The sequence below is a fragment of the Pseudomonas sp. S10E 269 genome, from assembly GCF_002798465.1.
GTDB lineage: Bacteria > Pseudomonadota > Gammaproteobacteria > Pseudomonadales > Pseudomonadaceae > Aquipseudomonas > Aquipseudomonas pergaminensis.
The window spans coordinates 615,883-631,102 of the sequence record NZ_PHIJ01000001.1; the positions used below are offsets into that span (position 1 = coordinate 615,883).

14 protein-coding genes, 1 tRNA gene and 1 pseudogene are annotated in these 15,220 nt (G+C 59.6%); 6 read left to right on the forward strand and 10 right to left on the reverse strand.

The annotated features are described in order from the left end of the window. Window positions 1-15 precede the first annotated feature (15 nt). The 3 genes and pseudogenes from CWC48_RS02965 (at window position 16) to CWC48_RS02980 (ending at window position 2,085) form a co-directional block, all read left to right on the forward strand. Window positions 16-894, forward strand: coding sequence for a hypothetical protein (locus CWC48_RS02965; protein ID WP_250883410.1), 879 nt, complete (start codon window positions 16-18; stop codon window positions 892-894). 513 nt (window positions 895-1,407) lie between these two features. Further along, window positions 1,408-1,707, forward strand: a pseudogene (locus CWC48_RS02975) (type II toxin-antitoxin system HigB family toxin); the annotation flags it as partial. Window positions 1,708-1,713: 6 nt separating this feature from the next. After that, window positions 1,714-2,085 carry a type II toxin-antitoxin system HigA family antitoxin gene (locus tag CWC48_RS02980; protein WP_078050878.1) on the forward strand — a complete coding sequence of 124 codons (372 nt, stop codon included), beginning with the start codon at window positions 1,714-1,716 and terminating at the stop codon, window positions 2,083-2,085. A gap of 79 nt (window positions 2,086-2,164) precedes the next feature. On the opposite strand, the gene CWC48_RS02985 is transcribed toward CWC48_RS02980, so the two are convergent. The 3 genes from CWC48_RS02985 to CWC48_RS02995 are packed head-to-tail and all read right to left on the reverse strand — an operon-like array spanning window position 2,165 to window position 5,762. After that, the gene (locus CWC48_RS02985; protein ID WP_100491308.1) at window positions 2,165-3,187 is read right to left on the reverse strand and encodes a histone deacetylase family protein; all 1,023 of its coding nucleotides are present in this window, start codon (window positions 3,185-3,187) and stop codon (window positions 2,165-2,167) included. Window positions 3,188-3,199: 12 nt separating this feature from the next. Further along, window positions 3,200-4,429, reverse strand: a complete 1,230-nt coding sequence (locus CWC48_RS02990) for a Zn-dependent hydrolase (RefSeq protein WP_078047363.1) — start codon at window positions 4,427-4,429, stop codon at window positions 3,200-3,202. 13 nt (window positions 4,430-4,442) lie between these two features. Further along, the gene (locus tag CWC48_RS02995; protein ID WP_099492546.1) at window positions 4,443-5,762 is read right to left on the reverse strand and encodes an MFS transporter; all 1,320 of its coding nucleotides are present in this window, start codon (window positions 5,760-5,762) and stop codon (window positions 4,443-4,445) included. Between the two features lie 158 nt (window positions 5,763-5,920). Here CWC48_RS02995 and CWC48_RS03000 point away from each other — a divergent pair, with 158 nt between their 5' ends. Further along, window positions 5,921-6,859, forward strand: a complete 939-nt coding sequence (locus tag CWC48_RS03000) for a LysR family transcriptional regulator (protein WP_078047361.1) — start codon at window positions 5,921-5,923, stop codon at window positions 6,857-6,859. A gap of 74 nt (window positions 6,860-6,933) precedes the next feature. Here CWC48_RS03000 and CWC48_RS03005 read toward each other — a convergent pair whose 3' ends face one another. Then, the gene (locus CWC48_RS03005; RefSeq protein ID WP_100491309.1) at window positions 6,934-7,188 is read right to left on the reverse strand and encodes a hypothetical protein; all 255 of its coding nucleotides are present in this window, start codon (window positions 7,186-7,188) and stop codon (window positions 6,934-6,936) included. Window positions 7,189-7,470: 282 nt separating this feature from the next. On the opposite strand from CWC48_RS03005, the gene CWC48_RS03010 reads away from it, so the two are divergent. Continuing rightward, window positions 7,471-8,697: an MFS transporter gene (locus CWC48_RS03010; RefSeq protein WP_100491310.1), complete on the forward strand. Its 1,227-nt coding sequence runs from the start codon at window positions 7,471-7,473 to the stop codon at window positions 8,695-8,697. Window positions 8,698-8,961: 264 nt separating this feature from the next. Here the strand turns inward: CWC48_RS03010 and deoC are convergent, their stop codons facing one another. Next, window positions 8,962-9,645, reverse strand: coding sequence for a deoxyribose-phosphate aldolase (gene deoC, locus CWC48_RS03015; RefSeq protein WP_078047357.1), 684 nt, complete (start codon window positions 9,643-9,645; stop codon window positions 8,962-8,964). 120 nt (window positions 9,646-9,765) lie between these two features. On the opposite strand from deoC, the gene deoR reads away from it, so the two are divergent. Next, on the forward strand, window positions 9,766-10,530 hold the full coding sequence (gene deoR / locus CWC48_RS03020) for a DNA-binding transcriptional repressor DeoR (RefSeq protein ID WP_100491311.1): 765 nt from the start codon (window positions 9,766-9,768) through the stop codon (window positions 10,528-10,530). A gap of 19 nt (window positions 10,531-10,549) precedes the next feature. Here deoR and CWC48_RS03025 read toward each other — a convergent pair whose 3' ends face one another. From CWC48_RS03025 to purC, 5 genes are all read right to left on the reverse strand, one after another. Continuing rightward, complete coding sequence (locus CWC48_RS03025) at window positions 10,550-11,623, reverse strand: aldose 1-epimerase family protein (protein WP_078047355.1); 1,074 nt, start codon at window positions 11,621-11,623, stop codon at window positions 10,550-10,552. Continuing rightward, window positions 11,620-12,951, reverse strand: coding sequence for an L-fucose:H+ symporter permease (gene fucP, locus CWC48_RS03030; RefSeq protein WP_099492541.1), 1,332 nt, complete (start codon window positions 12,949-12,951; stop codon window positions 11,620-11,622). Before fucP ends, CWC48_RS03025 begins: the two co-directional genes overlap by 4 nt. A 67-nt stretch (window positions 12,952-13,018) precedes the next feature. Beyond that, window positions 13,019-13,939, reverse strand: a complete 921-nt coding sequence (rbsK, locus tag CWC48_RS03035) for a ribokinase (protein WP_099492540.1) — start codon at window positions 13,937-13,939, stop codon at window positions 13,019-13,021. A 371-nt stretch (window positions 13,940-14,310) separates the two neighbouring features. Further along, window positions 14,311-14,400 (reverse strand) — tRNA-Ser (locus CWC48_RS03040). 83 nt (window positions 14,401-14,483) lie between these two features. Beyond that, window positions 14,484-15,197, reverse strand: coding sequence for a phosphoribosylaminoimidazolesuccinocarboxamide synthase (gene purC / locus CWC48_RS03045; protein ID WP_010212191.1), 714 nt, complete (start codon window positions 15,195-15,197; stop codon window positions 14,484-14,486). Window positions 15,198-15,220 lie beyond the last annotated feature (23 nt).

The window sequence follows — 15,220 nt, forward strand, 5'->3', positions numbered from 1 at the left end:
TACTGGCAATCATCGATGACCCTCTCTTCCAAAAAATACCCGGCACTGCGATTTGGCCTGCGCGCAGCAGGCCTGCTATGCGTCGCGACCCTGGGCTTTTTTACCTGGCAAAGTTACTACCCCGTCAGTGCCGCCGACGGTTGGACGGTGCAGGTGGTGCACCGCGACGTCCAGAAAGCCGCCGCGCTGCTGCCCATGGCGGACGGCTCGCTGGTGGTCAGCCAGGAACTCGACAAGGCCAAGGGCAGCATCGTGCGCATCCACCCGGACGGCACCCGCGACGTGGTGGTGGCCAACCTGTCCAAGCCCGACGGTCTGTTTGCCACCCGTGGCGGCTGGGTCTTCAGCCAGGAGTCCGCCGCCCTGCCCGTGAGCTTCGTCAAGGACGGCGTCGTCACCGAACTCTTCCAAGGTGAGAGTGTGCAGGGCCTGTGGGATGACGGCGACTACTTGTATGCCATAGAAGACCGCAAGCCCTTCGGGCGATTGCTGCGCTATCGCTGGAGCGACCAGACCTTGAGCGTGCTGCGCGACCAGGTGGAGGAAGGCGAATCCATCGTTCGCTGTACTGACGGGCGGATGCTCTACAACGAGAAGAAGAAAGGTGTCGTGCGTGAACTCAGCGCAGACGGCAGCGACCCGGTGGTGCTGAGCCACCTCAACCAGCCGAGCTTTTTGATGTGCGATGAGCGCGGGCTGTGGGTCAATGAAGACGCCACCCATCGGGCGCGGTTGTTGCTGATTGATAAGCAAGGGCGCCAGCGGACGATTCTGTCATTCCTGAAAGCACCACAGTCGATCGTGCCGACGGGCCAGGGGACTTACTTGCTGGCCGAAGGTGGGAGAAACCGAGTGTTGGAACTGGTACCCGATAAACACACGGCATCACCGTGAAGCACGCGCCAACTTGAACCGCGCCAGTGCCTTGTACGGAGCGGGAAACGAGAAGTCATAAAAATCAGTCAGTTAGTTAGGCCATCGGCAGGCATAACTTTTCCTGACGACAATACTGAGAGCCTCGAAGCATTGCTTTCAAAGAGGTCATACATGGAAAAGCCATACTAGCTGCGCTATCAATTTCTTGCCTGACCGGTTGCCTCGGCGCGCAGTTATCAGTTCCAGGCAACAACCATTACGTCGCAAACCATCAAAACCCACCCGCAAGAACCTGGTGCGGCATGACCCTTTGGATCGGAATACCTATACCCCTGAAGCTCCCTGTCTGTCGCACACGCCCCTCCCCCTCCCCACTTTACGCCTGTGGTCCTCTCATGTTCCTGGGCCCCCTCGTACATGGCTACGAAGGGAATTTCCTATGCGGAAAATTTCGTTCATAGCACCGCCGCAGTTGGAAACTATCGATACCACCCGCTTGCATAAGTCCCACCACGGGACTAGGATCGACCCATGAGAATTATTGCGATCAGCCAACTCAAAGCGTTCTGGCAAAAATACCCGGACGCGGAACAGCCACTGCTGGCTTGGATTGACGAGGCAAAGAACGCCAACTGGTCAACACCAGCAGCCATCAAAGAACAATTTCGCCAGGCCAGCGTTCTCAAGAGTCGAAGAGTCGTCTTCAATATCAAGGGTCATGACTACCGGCTCGTCGCCGCCGTGGCCTACCGCTACGGCGCGCTGTATATCAAATTCATCGGCACGCATAAGCAATACGACATGATTGACGCTGATACCGTTGAAACGGAGTCACCCATGAACATTCGACCTATTCACACCGAACAGGACTACAAGGACGCACTTAAATCTGTCTCAGCGCTATTCGACAATGAACCTGAGCCCGGCACGCCGGAAGGTGATTATTTTGATGTAATGATCACGTTGATCGAGGCGTACGAGGCGAAGCATTTTCCGGTTGACCTGCCCAACCCAGTCGACGCTATCCGTTTCCGGATGGAACAGTCAGGCCTTTCAGCCTCCGACCTGGTCCCCGCCATAGGCCGTCAGAATCGGGTTTATGAAGTGCTGAACGGAAAACGAGCACTGACCCTGCCCATGATCTGGAAACTGCATGAGATGTTTGGAATCCCGGCCCAGAGTCTGATCAGACCGGTGAAGCCTGCCTGAACAGCAAGCCAGCAGATTCTGTCACCTCACCCACCAAAGCCTGCAGAACGCTGAGTTCGGCAGGCTTTTGCGTTTCTGGCTACACCCAGGCCTGCGGCCCACTGAAAAACGCCCGCGCATTACTGTCCAGCGTTTCCAGGTGATACCCGCCCTCCTGCACGACCACACAGGGCAGTCCCAACCCGCGAATGCTTTCGCCCAACCGCGCAAACCCTTCGCGGGTGACCGCGACTTTGCTCTGTGGGTCCAGTTCGTAGATATCAAACCCCAGCGACAGCACCAGTACGTCCGCCGAGAAGTCCTTCACCGCCGCCAGGGCCAGTTGCAGTTTTTCGAAGAACACCGCCTCGCTGGCACCGTGGGGCATGGGCAGGTTCAGGTTGAAGCCTTCACCCGTCGCGCTGCCGCGTTCTTCGGCAAAGCCGGCGACACCCGGGTAGAAGTTGGTGGGATCACCGTGGATCGACACATACAGCACATCATCGCGGTCATAGAAAATTTCCTGGATGCCCTGGCCGTGGTGCATGTCGGTGTCGAGCACGGCGACGCGCTGAAAGCCTTCGCGCAAGGCCTGGGCAGCCACCGCTGCGTTGTTGATGTAGCAGAAACCTCCGGCTGCATCGAAGCGGGCGTGATGGCCGGGTGGACGACACAGCGCATAAGCGGCCGGGGCACCCTCGAGGACGTCCTTGGCAGCCGCAACGGCGCTCTGGGCTGACCAGTAGGCCGAGCGCCAGGTGAGTTCTCCAATGGGGCAACTGCCGTCCGCCAGGTACCGCGCGGCCTGGGCGAGGATGCCGCGCAGGGCGTTGGGCTCGCGCACGAAGATGTTGGACATGACTTCGTCGCCCCAGTCTTCGGGGACTTCCTTCCAGCGTTGGTGGGCCTCCTGGAGGAAAGCCAGGTAAGGCGCGCCATGCACGGCCAGCAGTGGATCGAGACCATGGTCCTGGGGTTGCTGGATATCGAAGCCCAGGGTTTGCGCGGCCAGCAGCAGGTTGCGGGCGCGCTCGGGGACTTCCTGTGGCGTGCGCATCTGGCCACGGGAGTAGTAGCTGCGCGGATGGTGCAGGAGTTGTTCGGGGTGGAAAAACGTTCGCATCAAAAAGTCTCCTTACTGAGCCTGGCCGGCGCGTTTCAATACGGCGTTGAGCAATACGTCGGTGCCCTGGCGCACATCCTCGGGCAGTACATCTTCGGCTTCATTGTGACTAAGGCCGCCGACGCACGGGATGAAGATCATCGCGGTCGGGCAGTAACGCGCCAGGTGGATGGCATCATGGCCGGCGCCACTGACGATGCGCTGCTGGCTATAACCCAGGGCGTCCACCGAGGTTTGCACGCAGGCGACGCACTCGGCGTCGAAGGGCGTCGCCGGGCTGATCCAGTGCGGGGTCACCGTCACGGTCAGACCGCGTTGCTCGGCGATGGCCTGCACCTGTTGGCGCACCTGGCGCTCCATGGCGTCGATCTCACTGTCGCGATGATGACGCAGGTCGACGGTGAAACTCAGCAATCCTGGAATGGTGTTGCGCGACGATTTGGCGATGCTCAATTCGCCGACGGTGGTCAGGCCTTCCGGGGCAAAGTCCGCTGCCAGCGTTTCCAGCGCCTGGATCATTTGCGCGGCGCCATACAACGCATCTTTACGCAGCGGCATCGGCGTCGTGCCGGCGTGGGCCGCCATGCCTTCGACGCGTACATCCAGCCAGCGAATCGCCTGGCCGCCGGTGACCACGCCGATGCTCTTGGCATTGTCTTCAAGGATCGGTCCTTGCTCGATGTGCGCTTCGAAATACGCATCCACCGCCCCCCCCAATGGGCGTGAACCGTTGTAGCCCGTTACACGCAATGCCTCGGCCACACTGACGCCAGCGGCATCGACAGTGGCCAGGGCCTTGTCCAGCGCCAGGGTGCCGGTGAACACCGCGGAGCCCAGCATGGCCGGGGTGAAACGGGCGCCCTCTTCGTTGGTCCACACGGCAATTTCCAGGGGTTTGCGGGTCTGGATCCCTTGGTCGTCGAGGCTGCGGATCACCTCCAGGCCAGCCAGCACACCGTAGACACCATCGAAGCGCCCACCCTCGGGCTGCGTGTCGAGGTGGCTGCCGATCATCACGGGCGCCGCGTCTTTATCCGTTCCGGCACGCCGGGCAAACAGATTGCCGATGGCGTCGACGCTCAGGGTCAACCCGGCGGTTGTGCACCAGTGGCTGAACAGTTCACGACCGGCTTTGTCTTCGGCACTCAAGGCCAGGCGGCAACTGCCACCGCGTGCCGTAGCGCCGATCTCGGCCATGGCCATCAGGCTGGCCCACAGGCGCTCGCCGTTGATCTTCAACATTGCAGACTCTCCATCAAACGCTATGGGCCATCTCAAGACGGTGAGCGGTGGCGTGACGGCGCGACAACGCCAGTACGCACACCAGCGAGACCGCCGCGATCAAGCTGTAAAACACTGCCATCGGCCACCATTGGCCTTGGTATTCATGGGCCAGCCAGGTGCCGATCAACGGCGTGAGGCCACCGGCCAACGCGCCGCATACCTGGTACGCCAGGGAGATCGCGGTATAACGCACACGGGTTTCAAACAGGCCGCTGACAAAGCCGGCAATCACCGCGTAAAACGACGCCATGCACACCACCGCGAGGGCAATGCCAAGGATGATCAAGGGCGCCTGGCCACTGCTGACCAACACGAACATCGGGTAAGGCGACGCCATGGCCAATACCGTCATCGCGCACAGGAAGCGCGTGGCACCGACCTTCTCCGCCACCCAGGCGGCCAGGGGCTGGACGCAGAACTGAATGATGGCAACGAAGAACAGACACTCCAGAATCAACGAGCGCGGCAAGCCCAGTTGCTGAGTGCTGTAGGCAATCATGAAGGTGTTGGTGAAATACACACCGGCAATGCCCAGGGTGTTGGCACCGATGCACAGCAGCAACGGACGCCAGGCGGTTTTCAGCACTTCGATCACTGGGGCCTGGTCTTGCTTGATCGCCCGCGCTTTTTCCGCCAGGGCTTTGTCTTCGAGAAACTCAGGCGACTCATTCACGCCCAGGCGAATCGCCAGCCCCACTACAAGCAGCAAGGCGCTGGCAAGGAACGGCAAGCGCCAGCCCCAACTCAGCAACGCGTCTTCCGGCAAGCGGGTGACTGCGCTGAATGCCAACAGCGATAGGATCAACCCCGCCGGGCTGCCCAACTGCGCGAAGGAGGCAAAGAAGTTACGCCGACCTTTCGGTGCATGCTCACCGGCCATCAACACCGCGCCACCCCACTCGCCGCCAACGGCAATGCCCTGCACCACGCGCAGCAGGATCAGCAGCACCGGTGCGGCGGCACCGATCTGTGCGTAGGTCGGTAGCAGACCAATGCAGACAGTGACCACCCCCATCATCACCAGGGTAATCACCAAGGACTTCTTGCGCCCGATCCGATCGCCGATGTGCCCGAACACAATGCCGCCCAACGGCCGGGCGAAGAAACCCACGGCAAAGGTGCCGAACGCGGCCATGGTGCTGAACAGTTTGTCTTCGGAGGGGAAAAACAGTTGGCCAAACACCAGCGCTGCGGCAGTGGCGTAGATGTAAAAGTCGTACCACTCGATCATGGTGCCGATAAAAGCGGCGGCCGCAGCACGGCGAGGCTGGGGCGAAGCGGAAGGCTTCATGGGGCTGGCTCCTTTGTTTATTTTTTTGGCAGGAGAAAGGTCGAACGCATGCGCTCTGATGGCGCTTGTTGAGGGTGATTTTTCGTCCCGGGGCTATGATTAGTCAATTTTCTATTTATTATTCGAATTATAAATCCTGCTTATTATTGAACTGCGCCATGTCCGAAACCCGTCGCGATATTCACCCGTTGCTCAACGACCGCCTGGATTGGAACCTGCTGCGCACCTTTCGCGTGATCGGCCAGGAACTGAGCATCAGCCGCGCGGCCGCCCGCCTGCATCTGACCCAGCCAGCGATCAGCCAAGCCCTCAAGCGCCTGGAAGAACAACTCGACTGCCAGCTCATCGTCCGCCGTGGTCCACGCTTTGTACTCACTGAAGCCGGCGAGCAGATCTTTGCGATTGCCGGCGAGATGTACGGCCAGGTGTCGCAGATGAGCAATGCCTTGCAAAAACCCGGTGACGAAGTGATCGGCAAGGTGCGTTTGCTGATGATCAGCCGGATCAACTCGGACACCTTCGATGACTTCCTGGCAGGCTTTCACCGCGAGCATCCACGGGTAGATCTGGAGGTTGAGGTGATGCGCAGCTCGGACATCGTCGCCGCCCTCCTGGAGAAAACCGCGACCCTGGGTTTAAGCCTCAACCGCCGACCACAGCCACGCCTGGAGCAGCACCTGTTTTTGCGGCAGCGCTACGCGTTTTTTTGCGGGCGGCACCATCCATTGTTCGGACGCACCGGCTTGGCGGAGGGGGATTTGCAATCGGAGAACTTCGTGAGTTTCACCAGCGACCAGATTGGCGGGATGCTGTCGCCCTTGACGATTTTCCGCGATCAACAAGGGTTCAGTGGGCGGATCGTTGCATCATCTTCAAGCCTGGAGGAAGTGCGGCGCCTGGTGATTGCCGGATTTGGCCTGGGCTGTTTGCCGATCCATGTGGTGGCCGAAGACGTGAAGAACGGCCTGCTGTGGCGCCTGCCGCCAGATGAGGGGATTGCGGACGTGGATATTCATCTGCTGTGGAATCGGGAACAGAAGATGAGTCGGGCGGAAAGCATGTTTATCGACAGCCTCAGAGGACGGTTAGCCGAGTAAGGTTTTCTCTACCCTGAAAAGCCCTGTAGCTTGATTCGCCACAAGGCTTTTCTATTGATTGGCAGCGCTTTAACTCAGTGTCCTCGCTCTTTATTGGCTTGGGAAAGGACCGACGCGGCCAGCGCTTTGGTGTCTTCGCTGTATTTATCACTGCCCAGCACCTTGCCTACTTTTTCCTCCATCTCGGCGCTTGTCTGTTTGTCATTGCCTTTCTGCGCCAACGCTGAAGCAGCGAGGCTTTTAGCGATGGCAGAAGACGCTGAGCTGTTGAGGGTTTCCGCCGCCAACGTCGCGACCTTGCCGGAGGTTTTCTTCGTATTCTTGCTCATGACGCAATTCCTTTGCGGTGGGAGGCGCCCGATCTTGAGCGCTACCACAAAGTAATAACTTGCCGGCGGACCAGCAATGCACGGCCTGTAGGCAATGCTTGCGCAGTTCGTGTGAAAGATCACGGGGTCACGTAGTGCGGTCTAGAGCGTTGCATCGATTGCACTGATGATTACTATCGAACCGAGCGCCTGCCCGATTTTCAGTACCGGTTCCTATAATCGGCTCCAAATTCCCTTCCCTTCGCCTGGCTTCAGGCGACGTTCATCCTGGAACCCGACACCATGCCAAGTGCCAGCCAGACCCCTAGTGGCCTTCCCGAACATAATCAACAGAGTGTCAAACAGCAGTGGTTGGCGATCCTCTCGGTTGCCGTGGGTGCTTTCGCCCTGGTGACCAGCGAGTTTCTCCCTGTGGGCGTACTCAATGACGTCGCCAGTGACCTGGGTATCAGCGCTGGCCACGCCGGCCTGATGGTGACCCTGCCTGGCATCATGGCCGCCCTCGCCGCTCCCCTGCTGTCCGTCAGCATTGGCGCCATGGACCGTCGCTACCTGCTGATCGGCCTGACGCTGATCATGATCATCGCCAACTCGGTCGTGGCCTTCGCCAGCGACTTCAGCCTGCTGCTGTTTGGCCGCGTACTGCTGGGCATCAGCATCGGTGGTTTCTGGGCGACGGCCATCGCCCTCAGCGGCCGCCTGGCCCCCAAGGGCGTCGACGTAGCCAAGGCCACCTCGATCATCATGATGGGAGTGACCCTGGCCACCGTACTGGGCGTGCCCGTCGGCACCTGGCTCAGTGGCCTGATGGGCTGGCGCATGACGTTCCTGGTCACCGCGCTGGTGGGCGTACCGGTGCTGCTGGCGCAGATATTCCTGCTCCCCCGCCTTGATCCGGAAAAGGCGATCCGCGTCAGCGACCTGCCCGCCTTGTTTATCAACCCGCAAGCGCGCGTCGGTTTGATCGCCGTGCTGCTGATCGGCCTGGCGCACTTTGCCGCGTACACCTATGTCGCGCCGTTCTTCAAATACAGCTCCGGCTTTGATGGCCCGACGATTGGCTCACTGTTGCTGCTCTTTGGCGTGGCCGGGGTGTTCGGTAATATCTTTGCCGGTTTCGCCGCCAACCGCAGCGTACGCCACACCCTGTTGCTGGTCGCGCTGATGATCGGCACCAGCACCGCGCTGTTCCCCTACTTCGCCACCGGCATGACCGGCGCAGCGATGCTGATCGGCCTATGGGGCTTCGCCTTCGGCGCCTTCCCGGCCTGCGCCAGTATCTGGATGTTCGTGGTAGCGCCCAAGGATGTGGAGCGCGGCATGCCGCTGTTCGTTGCCCTGTTCCAGGTGATCATTGCCTTGGGTTCGTTCTTTGGCGGACGCATCGTCGATCAGATGGGTAGCGCGGTGCTGCTGAGCTTGGCCACGGCGTTGGTGGGCGCCGGGTTTGTGACAGTGCTGGTGCTGGGGCGTAAGGTGAGTAACAGCTTGGTGGCTCAGCCTGCCTGATCCAATTGCACTTACTAAAAAGCCTGCTGAGCATTGCGCCCAGCAGGCTTTTTCAGTTTCAGGGCAGCGCATCATTTGCCTGGGTTATCAACCGGGAAATTGCACCCGAGCACAGAATCAGGTTTAACCCCAACTTGGCCGTGCGGGACTGGACCTGGCCCACGCACTGGACTACAGCACCGAAATCGGCGTGAACTATGCCGCCGAAAAAGGAGCCGAAGCTCCTTTTTCAAACATTGCCAGACGTCGTGTGCGCTGGCGAAATCAGTAACCCGCCGCTTCCGCAGGCTTGCCACTGACAATGCTCACCCCCGAACTGGTGCCCAGGCGGGTGGCACCGGCTTCGATCATCGCCACTGCGGTCGCGTAATCGCGCACCCCGCCCGACGCCTTGACCCCCATCTGCGGGCCGACGATACGGCGCATCAGGGCGATATCTCCAGCGGTGGCGCCATGATGGCTAAAGCCGGTCGAGGTCTTGACGAAGGCCACCCCGAGTTCACGGCAGATTTCGCAGGCGCGGATCTTTTGTTCCTCGTCCAACAGGCAGGTTTCGAGGATCACTTTCAGCGGCACCGAACCGCAGGCTTGATGCACCCTGGCGATGTCGTCACGCACCGTGTCCAACAGGCCCTCGCGCAACGCGCCAATATTGAGCACCATGTCGATCTCGCCCGCACCCACGGCAATTGCCTGTTGGGCTTCGAAGGCTTTACTCTCGCTCAGCCCGGCGCCCAGCGGGAACCCGACCACCGCGCATACCTTGACCTTTTGCCCACTGAGCAATTGGGCGGCATAAGGCACCTGGCCCGAGTTCACACAGACGGAATAGAACCCGTATTCCTGCGCTTCTTTGCATAACGCTGCGATCTGTTGCCGCGTTGCGTCGGGCGCCAGCAACGTGTGGTCGATAAACTGTGCAAGTGCTGCGGGTGTGATTGAGGTCATGAAATCCGTTCCTGGTGAAGGAGCACGATGGGCGCAACTGTGAGAAAGCACGCCCAAAAGATGTGACTATAATACCAAAAAATGATGTAATTACAACATAACCAGCCGACCGGAACGCCTGTGGAAAGCAAACAATCAGAACGCATCAAACTGATCCAACAAGCCCTGCAGGACCAAAAGGCGATCCACCTGCGGGAAATGGCCGCATTGCTGGAAGTCTCGGAAATGACCCTGCGCCGGGACTTGAACCGTCACCCGGACAAGTTCCACCTGCTCGGCGGGCATATCACCCTTGCCTTCGACCCGTCCGAGGCGCCTGACTACAAGGTTACGGAGCAAGGCACTCGGCATGTGGAAGAGAAACGCCGTATAGGCAAGCTCGCGGCCGCGTTTGTCAAAAGTGGCGACACGGTGTTCTTCGACTGCGGCACCACGGTGCCTTTTGTGATTGATTTCATTCCCGATGAGCTGGAGTTCACGGCGGTCTGCAATTCGCTGAACGTGCTGCTCAAGCTGCAACAGAAGCCCAACTGCACTATCGTTCTGTGTGGCGGCACCTTTCATCGCAAGAACCAAGTGTTCGACCATGCCGACGAGAGCAGCATCCTCGACAGCGTGCGTTTGACCTGGGCCTTCATTTCGGCCGCAGGTATCAGCGAGACCTTCGGTGTCACCTGCTTCAACTTCAATGAAGTGGCGGTCAAACAGAAGGTTTTGCGCCAGGCCCAGCACAGCCTGTTGTTGGCCGATCACAGCAAGTTCGACGTTGTGCGCACCGCGCATTTCGCCAGCCTCGAACAGTTCAATGTGGTGGTCTCCGACAAGAAGCTGCCCAAAGCGTACCGTGAACTGATCACCCAACATGGCGCGCAATGGGTGGTGTGACCACCCTTGCCGCACCTCATCAGCCGCCTAGCTCATCCCGCAGGCGGCGCCTTTCTTCAGCCGACAGATAGCCGGTGCTCACGCTGAACAATGCCTGTTGTCCGCCGGCCAATGAACGCACATTGCCTTTGGTTTTTTCTGCCAGGTAGCCCTCGGGTTCGCAGGTAGAAGGCAAGACAAAGGCGGCGACGCCCTGGTCAGCGTTATGCAGGACCCAGCGGGTGGCATGGGAGAACTGATCGGGCCGGTAGTAGGTGTAGAACGCCGACCCTTCGGGATGGTCCAGCAGAAAATGCGCATTGCCTGCGGTATCGGCTGGAACCTCTTCGAAGAAGCAGACGATTTCCGGATCATGCAGCGCGGGGCTGTCCAGGCTGCTCAGCCGTGAAGGGTCGCGGCTCAGCTCAGCCATGTAGGCCGACCACTCGGGGGTTGGCTTGACGTGGGCCGGCACGCTGCTGCGTACGCGCACCCGGGCGCCGGCCAGGGGCTCGACAAAGCGCGCGCCAGGCATGTAGGCGTAGTTCATGTGGGCCATGTACATCAGTTCCATGGCCTTGCCCGCGAGATTAGTGACCGCCATGCCGATATCAAATACCCCCGAGCCGGCCCGCAGGGTCAGCGTGGGTGTGGCCCGATAGTGGTCGCCGAATCCCTGCACATACTCGTAATCCCCACCCAGGCGCAGGTACAGGCCCGCAGCGTCTTCGCCCACTTCCAGCCAGGCTGCGTCCATTGGTGCGCAAGGCATTTCGCCGTGCAGCGGGTGGTCGTCGCTTGGGGTCGGGCAGCCATTGCGCAACAGCCCGGCGTGAAACATAAAGCATCCGTAGGTGCCAATTACGGTTGCGCTGGGCTTTGGCTGGCGGAACATATTGCGCATGGTCAACTCGCAGCCGTCGAAGGTCGCGGACCAAATCATCTGCCCCTGATAAGGCAAGGCCACCACGCGACCACGGGCATTTTCCAACGCCAGGGCCTTGACCCCACTGGGGTAGGTCCAGGCCAGCACGCGAAAATCAGCCGATTGCAGCAGGGTTTTTTCTGCCCCGCTGAATTGCTCGGGAGACAACGCCAGGGTGAAGGTTTTCATGAGGCCACCACCGCGCCAGCCCTAGGCTGTGCGGCGCGACTGTGGCGCATGCAGGAATAGGCGTAGGCCACAATCACCACGAAACACAGCAGGGGCACGCTGTAGGCCAGTTGCATATTGCCGTGGGTGGCATCTGACAGCAGGCCTTGGAACACCGGGATCACCCCGCCGCCGACGATGCTCATCACCAACAGCGAACCACCGACGCTGGTGTCTTCACCCAGCCCTTCAATCGTCAGGCCATAAATGGTCGGCCAGCACGGCCCGAGGAAAATGCTCACCGCGACCGCCGCGTACACTGCGCTGATATTCGGCACCAGGATGGTATAGGCAAGCAAGGCAATGGTCAGCACGCCGTAGATCGCCAGGACCTTGGCCGGGTGCAGCTTGCGCATCAATAGGTTGGCGATCATCTTGCCGACGAAATAGGCGGCAAAGGTCGTCAGCAGGAACCATGACGCGCTGCGCTCGTTCATCCCGCCCATCTGCATCGCCAGGCGAATGGTGAAGCTCCATACCCCGACCTGAGCCCCCACATACAGAAACTGCGCCAGCACACCGAAGGTAAAGCGCGGGTTGCGCGACAAGCGCGCCAGGCTCTGGCCGAGGCTGGGCTTTTTCACGTCGGCCTTGGCGTTGCCCCGGCATGCGGGGAAGCGGGTAATGGCGATCAGGATAAACATGAGCACCAGCACCGCGATCATCCATTTGTAGGGCAGCAGGGTCGACTGAATCATTTCCAACTGCTGGATGGCCGCCTCGGATGCGCTCATTTGGGTCAACTGTTCGTGGGTGGCGTCGGTGTCCTTGAACATCACAAAGCTACCGACATACACCCCCGCCATGGCGCCGAACGGGTGGAAGGTCTGCGAGATGTTCAGACGGCGGGTGCCGGTTTCCCGTGGTCCCATCAACGTCGAATAGGTGTTGCAGGCGGTTTCGAGAAACGACAGCCCACACGCGATCACAAACAGCGCCATCAGGAACATGCCGTAGGTGGCAGTGGAGGCCGCAGGAAAGAACAGCGCGCAGCCCGCCATGTAAAGCATCAAGCCCACCAGGATCGTGCTTTTGTAGCCGAAGCGACGCACCACCATGGCCGCCGGAATCGCCACGAAAAAGTAGCCCAGGTAAAACGCCGACTGCACAAAGGCGGTCTGAAAATCGCTGAGCAAAAAGGCTTTCTTGAAGTGCGCGATCAGCACGTCATTCATGCTGGCCGCCGCCGCCCACAGGGCAAAAATACTGCACAGCAGCAAAAACGCGAACCAAGGCGTGCGGTTGAGGTAGAAACCATCGGCGGTCTGTTGGAGCGGGACTTTTGTCATTGTTATTCTCCGTGGGATATAGGGCGCACCAGCCATGCTGGGATCGCCAACATCGGTGATAGACGAATCAGCGCGGGTCGAAAAACTCCGCGAATCGGGCAGCATCCGGGTAGGAACTCTGGGTACCGAGGCCGGTGACCGAACAGGCGGAATACGCCACAGCCCGAGTCATGGCCGCACGCATATCGCCCTGCTGGGTCCAGTAGTGGGCAAAGCAACCGATAAAGGCGTCACCCGCGCCGGTGGTATCCCGGGCCTCGACCTTGCGGCCTGGCACATGAAACTCACCCTCCTCGCCGACATACAGCGCGCCCTGTTCACCAAGGGTGACGATGACATGGCGAATGCCCTGGACGACCAATTCCCGCGCGGCCAGCAACGCACTCTCAGGGCCCTCGACCGGCTTGCCTGTGATCAGCGAGAGCTCGCTTTCGTTGGGGATGAAAAAGTCCAGCTGCGCCAGATGCTCGCGGCTCAAACCTGCGACCGCAGGGGCCGGGTTGAGCAACACAGGAATAACGTGGCGCTTGGCAAATTCAATAGCGTAGTAGACGGTCGCCAAGTCGATTTCCAGCTGCAAGACGATGAGTGCGCATTCGCGCAAAGCCGCTTGTGCGGCGTCGATATCGGCCGGCTTCAAATGCGCGTTGGCGCCTTTGACGATCAGAATGCTGTTGTGGGAATCGCTCTGCACAAAGATCGGCGCCACGCCGCTGGACACCCCTGGCACCCGCGTGACGTAACGCGAGTCGATGGCATGGCGCTGGAAATTGGCCAACGTGTTATCGGCAAACATGTCATCGCCCAACTTGGTCAGCATCAACACCTCGCTGCCAAGCTTGGCCGCCGCCACCGCCTGGTTCGCCCCCTTGCCGCCACACCCCATGGCAAAGCCCGGGGCTTCTAGGGTCTCGCCCTGGCGGGGCATTCGGTCGATATAGGTAACCAAATCCACCATATTGCTACCGATGACCGCGATCTTATTCATGGATATCTTTACCTTGTGCACGGGGTGGAAGGCACCACAGCGTAATTATTTTTGTTATTTAAATAACATTTGATGTGACTATTCAACCTATTTTTTTGAATGCGCGCACATTGAACGGATGCGCGGTCGAGGGAAAGCGCGAGTACCGCACGCGGCGATACCGTGGGAAGGTCACTCGGTCGGTTAGCAGGGTTGGCAGGACGTGTAAAAAACCCAGTGCGTTCGCCTGGCTTAAAGATAAAAAACCAGCACCCAAGCGAAAGGCGCTTAGGGGACTAGATCACGGGGGAATTCAGGAGGGGATCAATGAAGGAACAGAAACCGCAGAATGCAAAAAGGCCCCGTAAAAACGGGGCCTTTTTGTACTGATATGGCGGAGAGATAGGGATTCGAACCCTAGGTACCGGTGAAGGTACAACGGATTTCGAATCCGTCCCATTCGGCCACTCTGGCATCTCTCCAACGGCGCGCATCATAACAGCATGATTCGTGGATGCAAAGCGCCGAAGCGATTTTTTTCCGTGCTATCAGATGCTTGCGTCGATTAAAGCGGTACGCCGAGACGATTGGCGACTTCTTCGTAGGCTTCGATGACGTCACCGAGGCCCTGGCGGAAGCGGTCCTTGTCCATCTTCTTCTTGGTGTCCTTGTCCCACAGGCGGCAGCCGTCCGGGCTGAATTCGTCGCCCAGGACGATGGAACCGTCGTGGAACACACCGAATTCGAGTTTGAAGTCCACCAGCAGCAGGCCTGCGTCGTCGAACAGTTTGCTGAGCACGTCGTTGACCTTGAGGGACAACTCCTTCATGCGCGCCAGTTGCTCAGCGGTGCCCCAACCGAATGCCACGACGTGGGATTCGTTGATGAACGGGTCGCCCTTGGCGTCGTCCTTCAGGAACAGTTCGAAGGTGTAGGGATTGAGCTTGAGGCCCTCTTCCACGCCCAGGCGCTTGACCAGGCTGCCGGCGGCGTAGTTACGCACGACGCATTCAACCGGGATCATGTCGAGCTTCTTGACCAGGCACTCGTTGTCGCCCAGCAGCTTGTCGAATTGGGTCGGAATGCCGGCCGCTTCGAGCTTTTGCATGATGAAGGCGTTGAACTTGTTGTTCACCATGCCTTTGCGATCAAGCTGTTCGATGCGCTTGCCGTCGAACGCCGAGGTGTCGTTGCGAAACAGCAGGATCAGGCGGTTGGCGTCATCGGTCTTGTACACCGACTTGGCTTTGCCGCGGTAGAGTTCTTCACGTTTTTCCATGATGGGCTCCGCTTGCTAAATGG

Coding starts and splice junctions, on each gene's coding strand:
- CWC48_RS03005 (WP_100491309.1), bottom strand. CDS start 7,188: ATGAGCAAGAATACGAAGAAAACCTCCGGCAAGGTCGCGACGTTGGCG.
- CWC48_RS03000 (WP_078047361.1), top strand. CDS start 5,921: ATGTCCGAAACCCGTCGCGATATTCACCCGTTGCTCAACGACCGCCTG.
- CWC48_RS03025 (WP_078047355.1), bottom strand. CDS start 11,623: ATGAAAACCTTCACCCTGGCGTTGTCTCCCGAGCAATTCAGCGGGGCA.
- CWC48_RS02995 (WP_099492546.1), bottom strand. CDS start 5,762: ATGAAGCCTTCCGCTTCGCCCCAGCCTCGCCGTGCTGCGGCCGCCGCT.
- rbsK (WP_099492540.1), bottom strand. CDS start 13,939: ATGAATAAGATCGCGGTCATCGGTAGCAATATGGTGGATTTGGTTACC.
- CWC48_RS02990 (WP_078047363.1), bottom strand. CDS start 4,429: ATGTTGAAGATCAACGGCGAGCGCCTGTGGGCCAGCCTGATGGCCATG.
- CWC48_RS03010 (WP_100491310.1), top strand. CDS start 7,471: ATGCCAAGTGCCAGCCAGACCCCTAGTGGCCTTCCCGAACATAATCAA.
- deoC (WP_078047357.1), bottom strand. CDS start 9,645: ATGACCTCAATCACACCCGCAGCACTTGCACAGTTTATCGACCACACG.
- CWC48_RS02980 (WP_078050878.1), top strand. CDS start 1,714: ATGAACATTCGACCTATTCACACCGAACAGGACTACAAGGACGCACTT.
- purC (WP_010212191.1), bottom strand. CDS start 15,197: ATGGAAAAACGTGAAGAACTCTACCGCGGCAAAGCCAAGTCGGTGTAC.
- CWC48_RS02985 (WP_100491308.1), bottom strand. CDS start 3,187: ATGCGAACGTTTTTCCACCCCGAACAACTCCTGCACCATCCGCGCAGC.
- CWC48_RS02965 (WP_250883410.1), top strand. CDS start 16: ATGACCCTCTCTTCCAAAAAATACCCGGCACTGCGATTTGGCCTGCGC.
- fucP (WP_099492541.1), bottom strand. CDS start 12,951: ATGACAAAAGTCCCGCTCCAACAGACCGCCGATGGTTTCTACCTCAAC.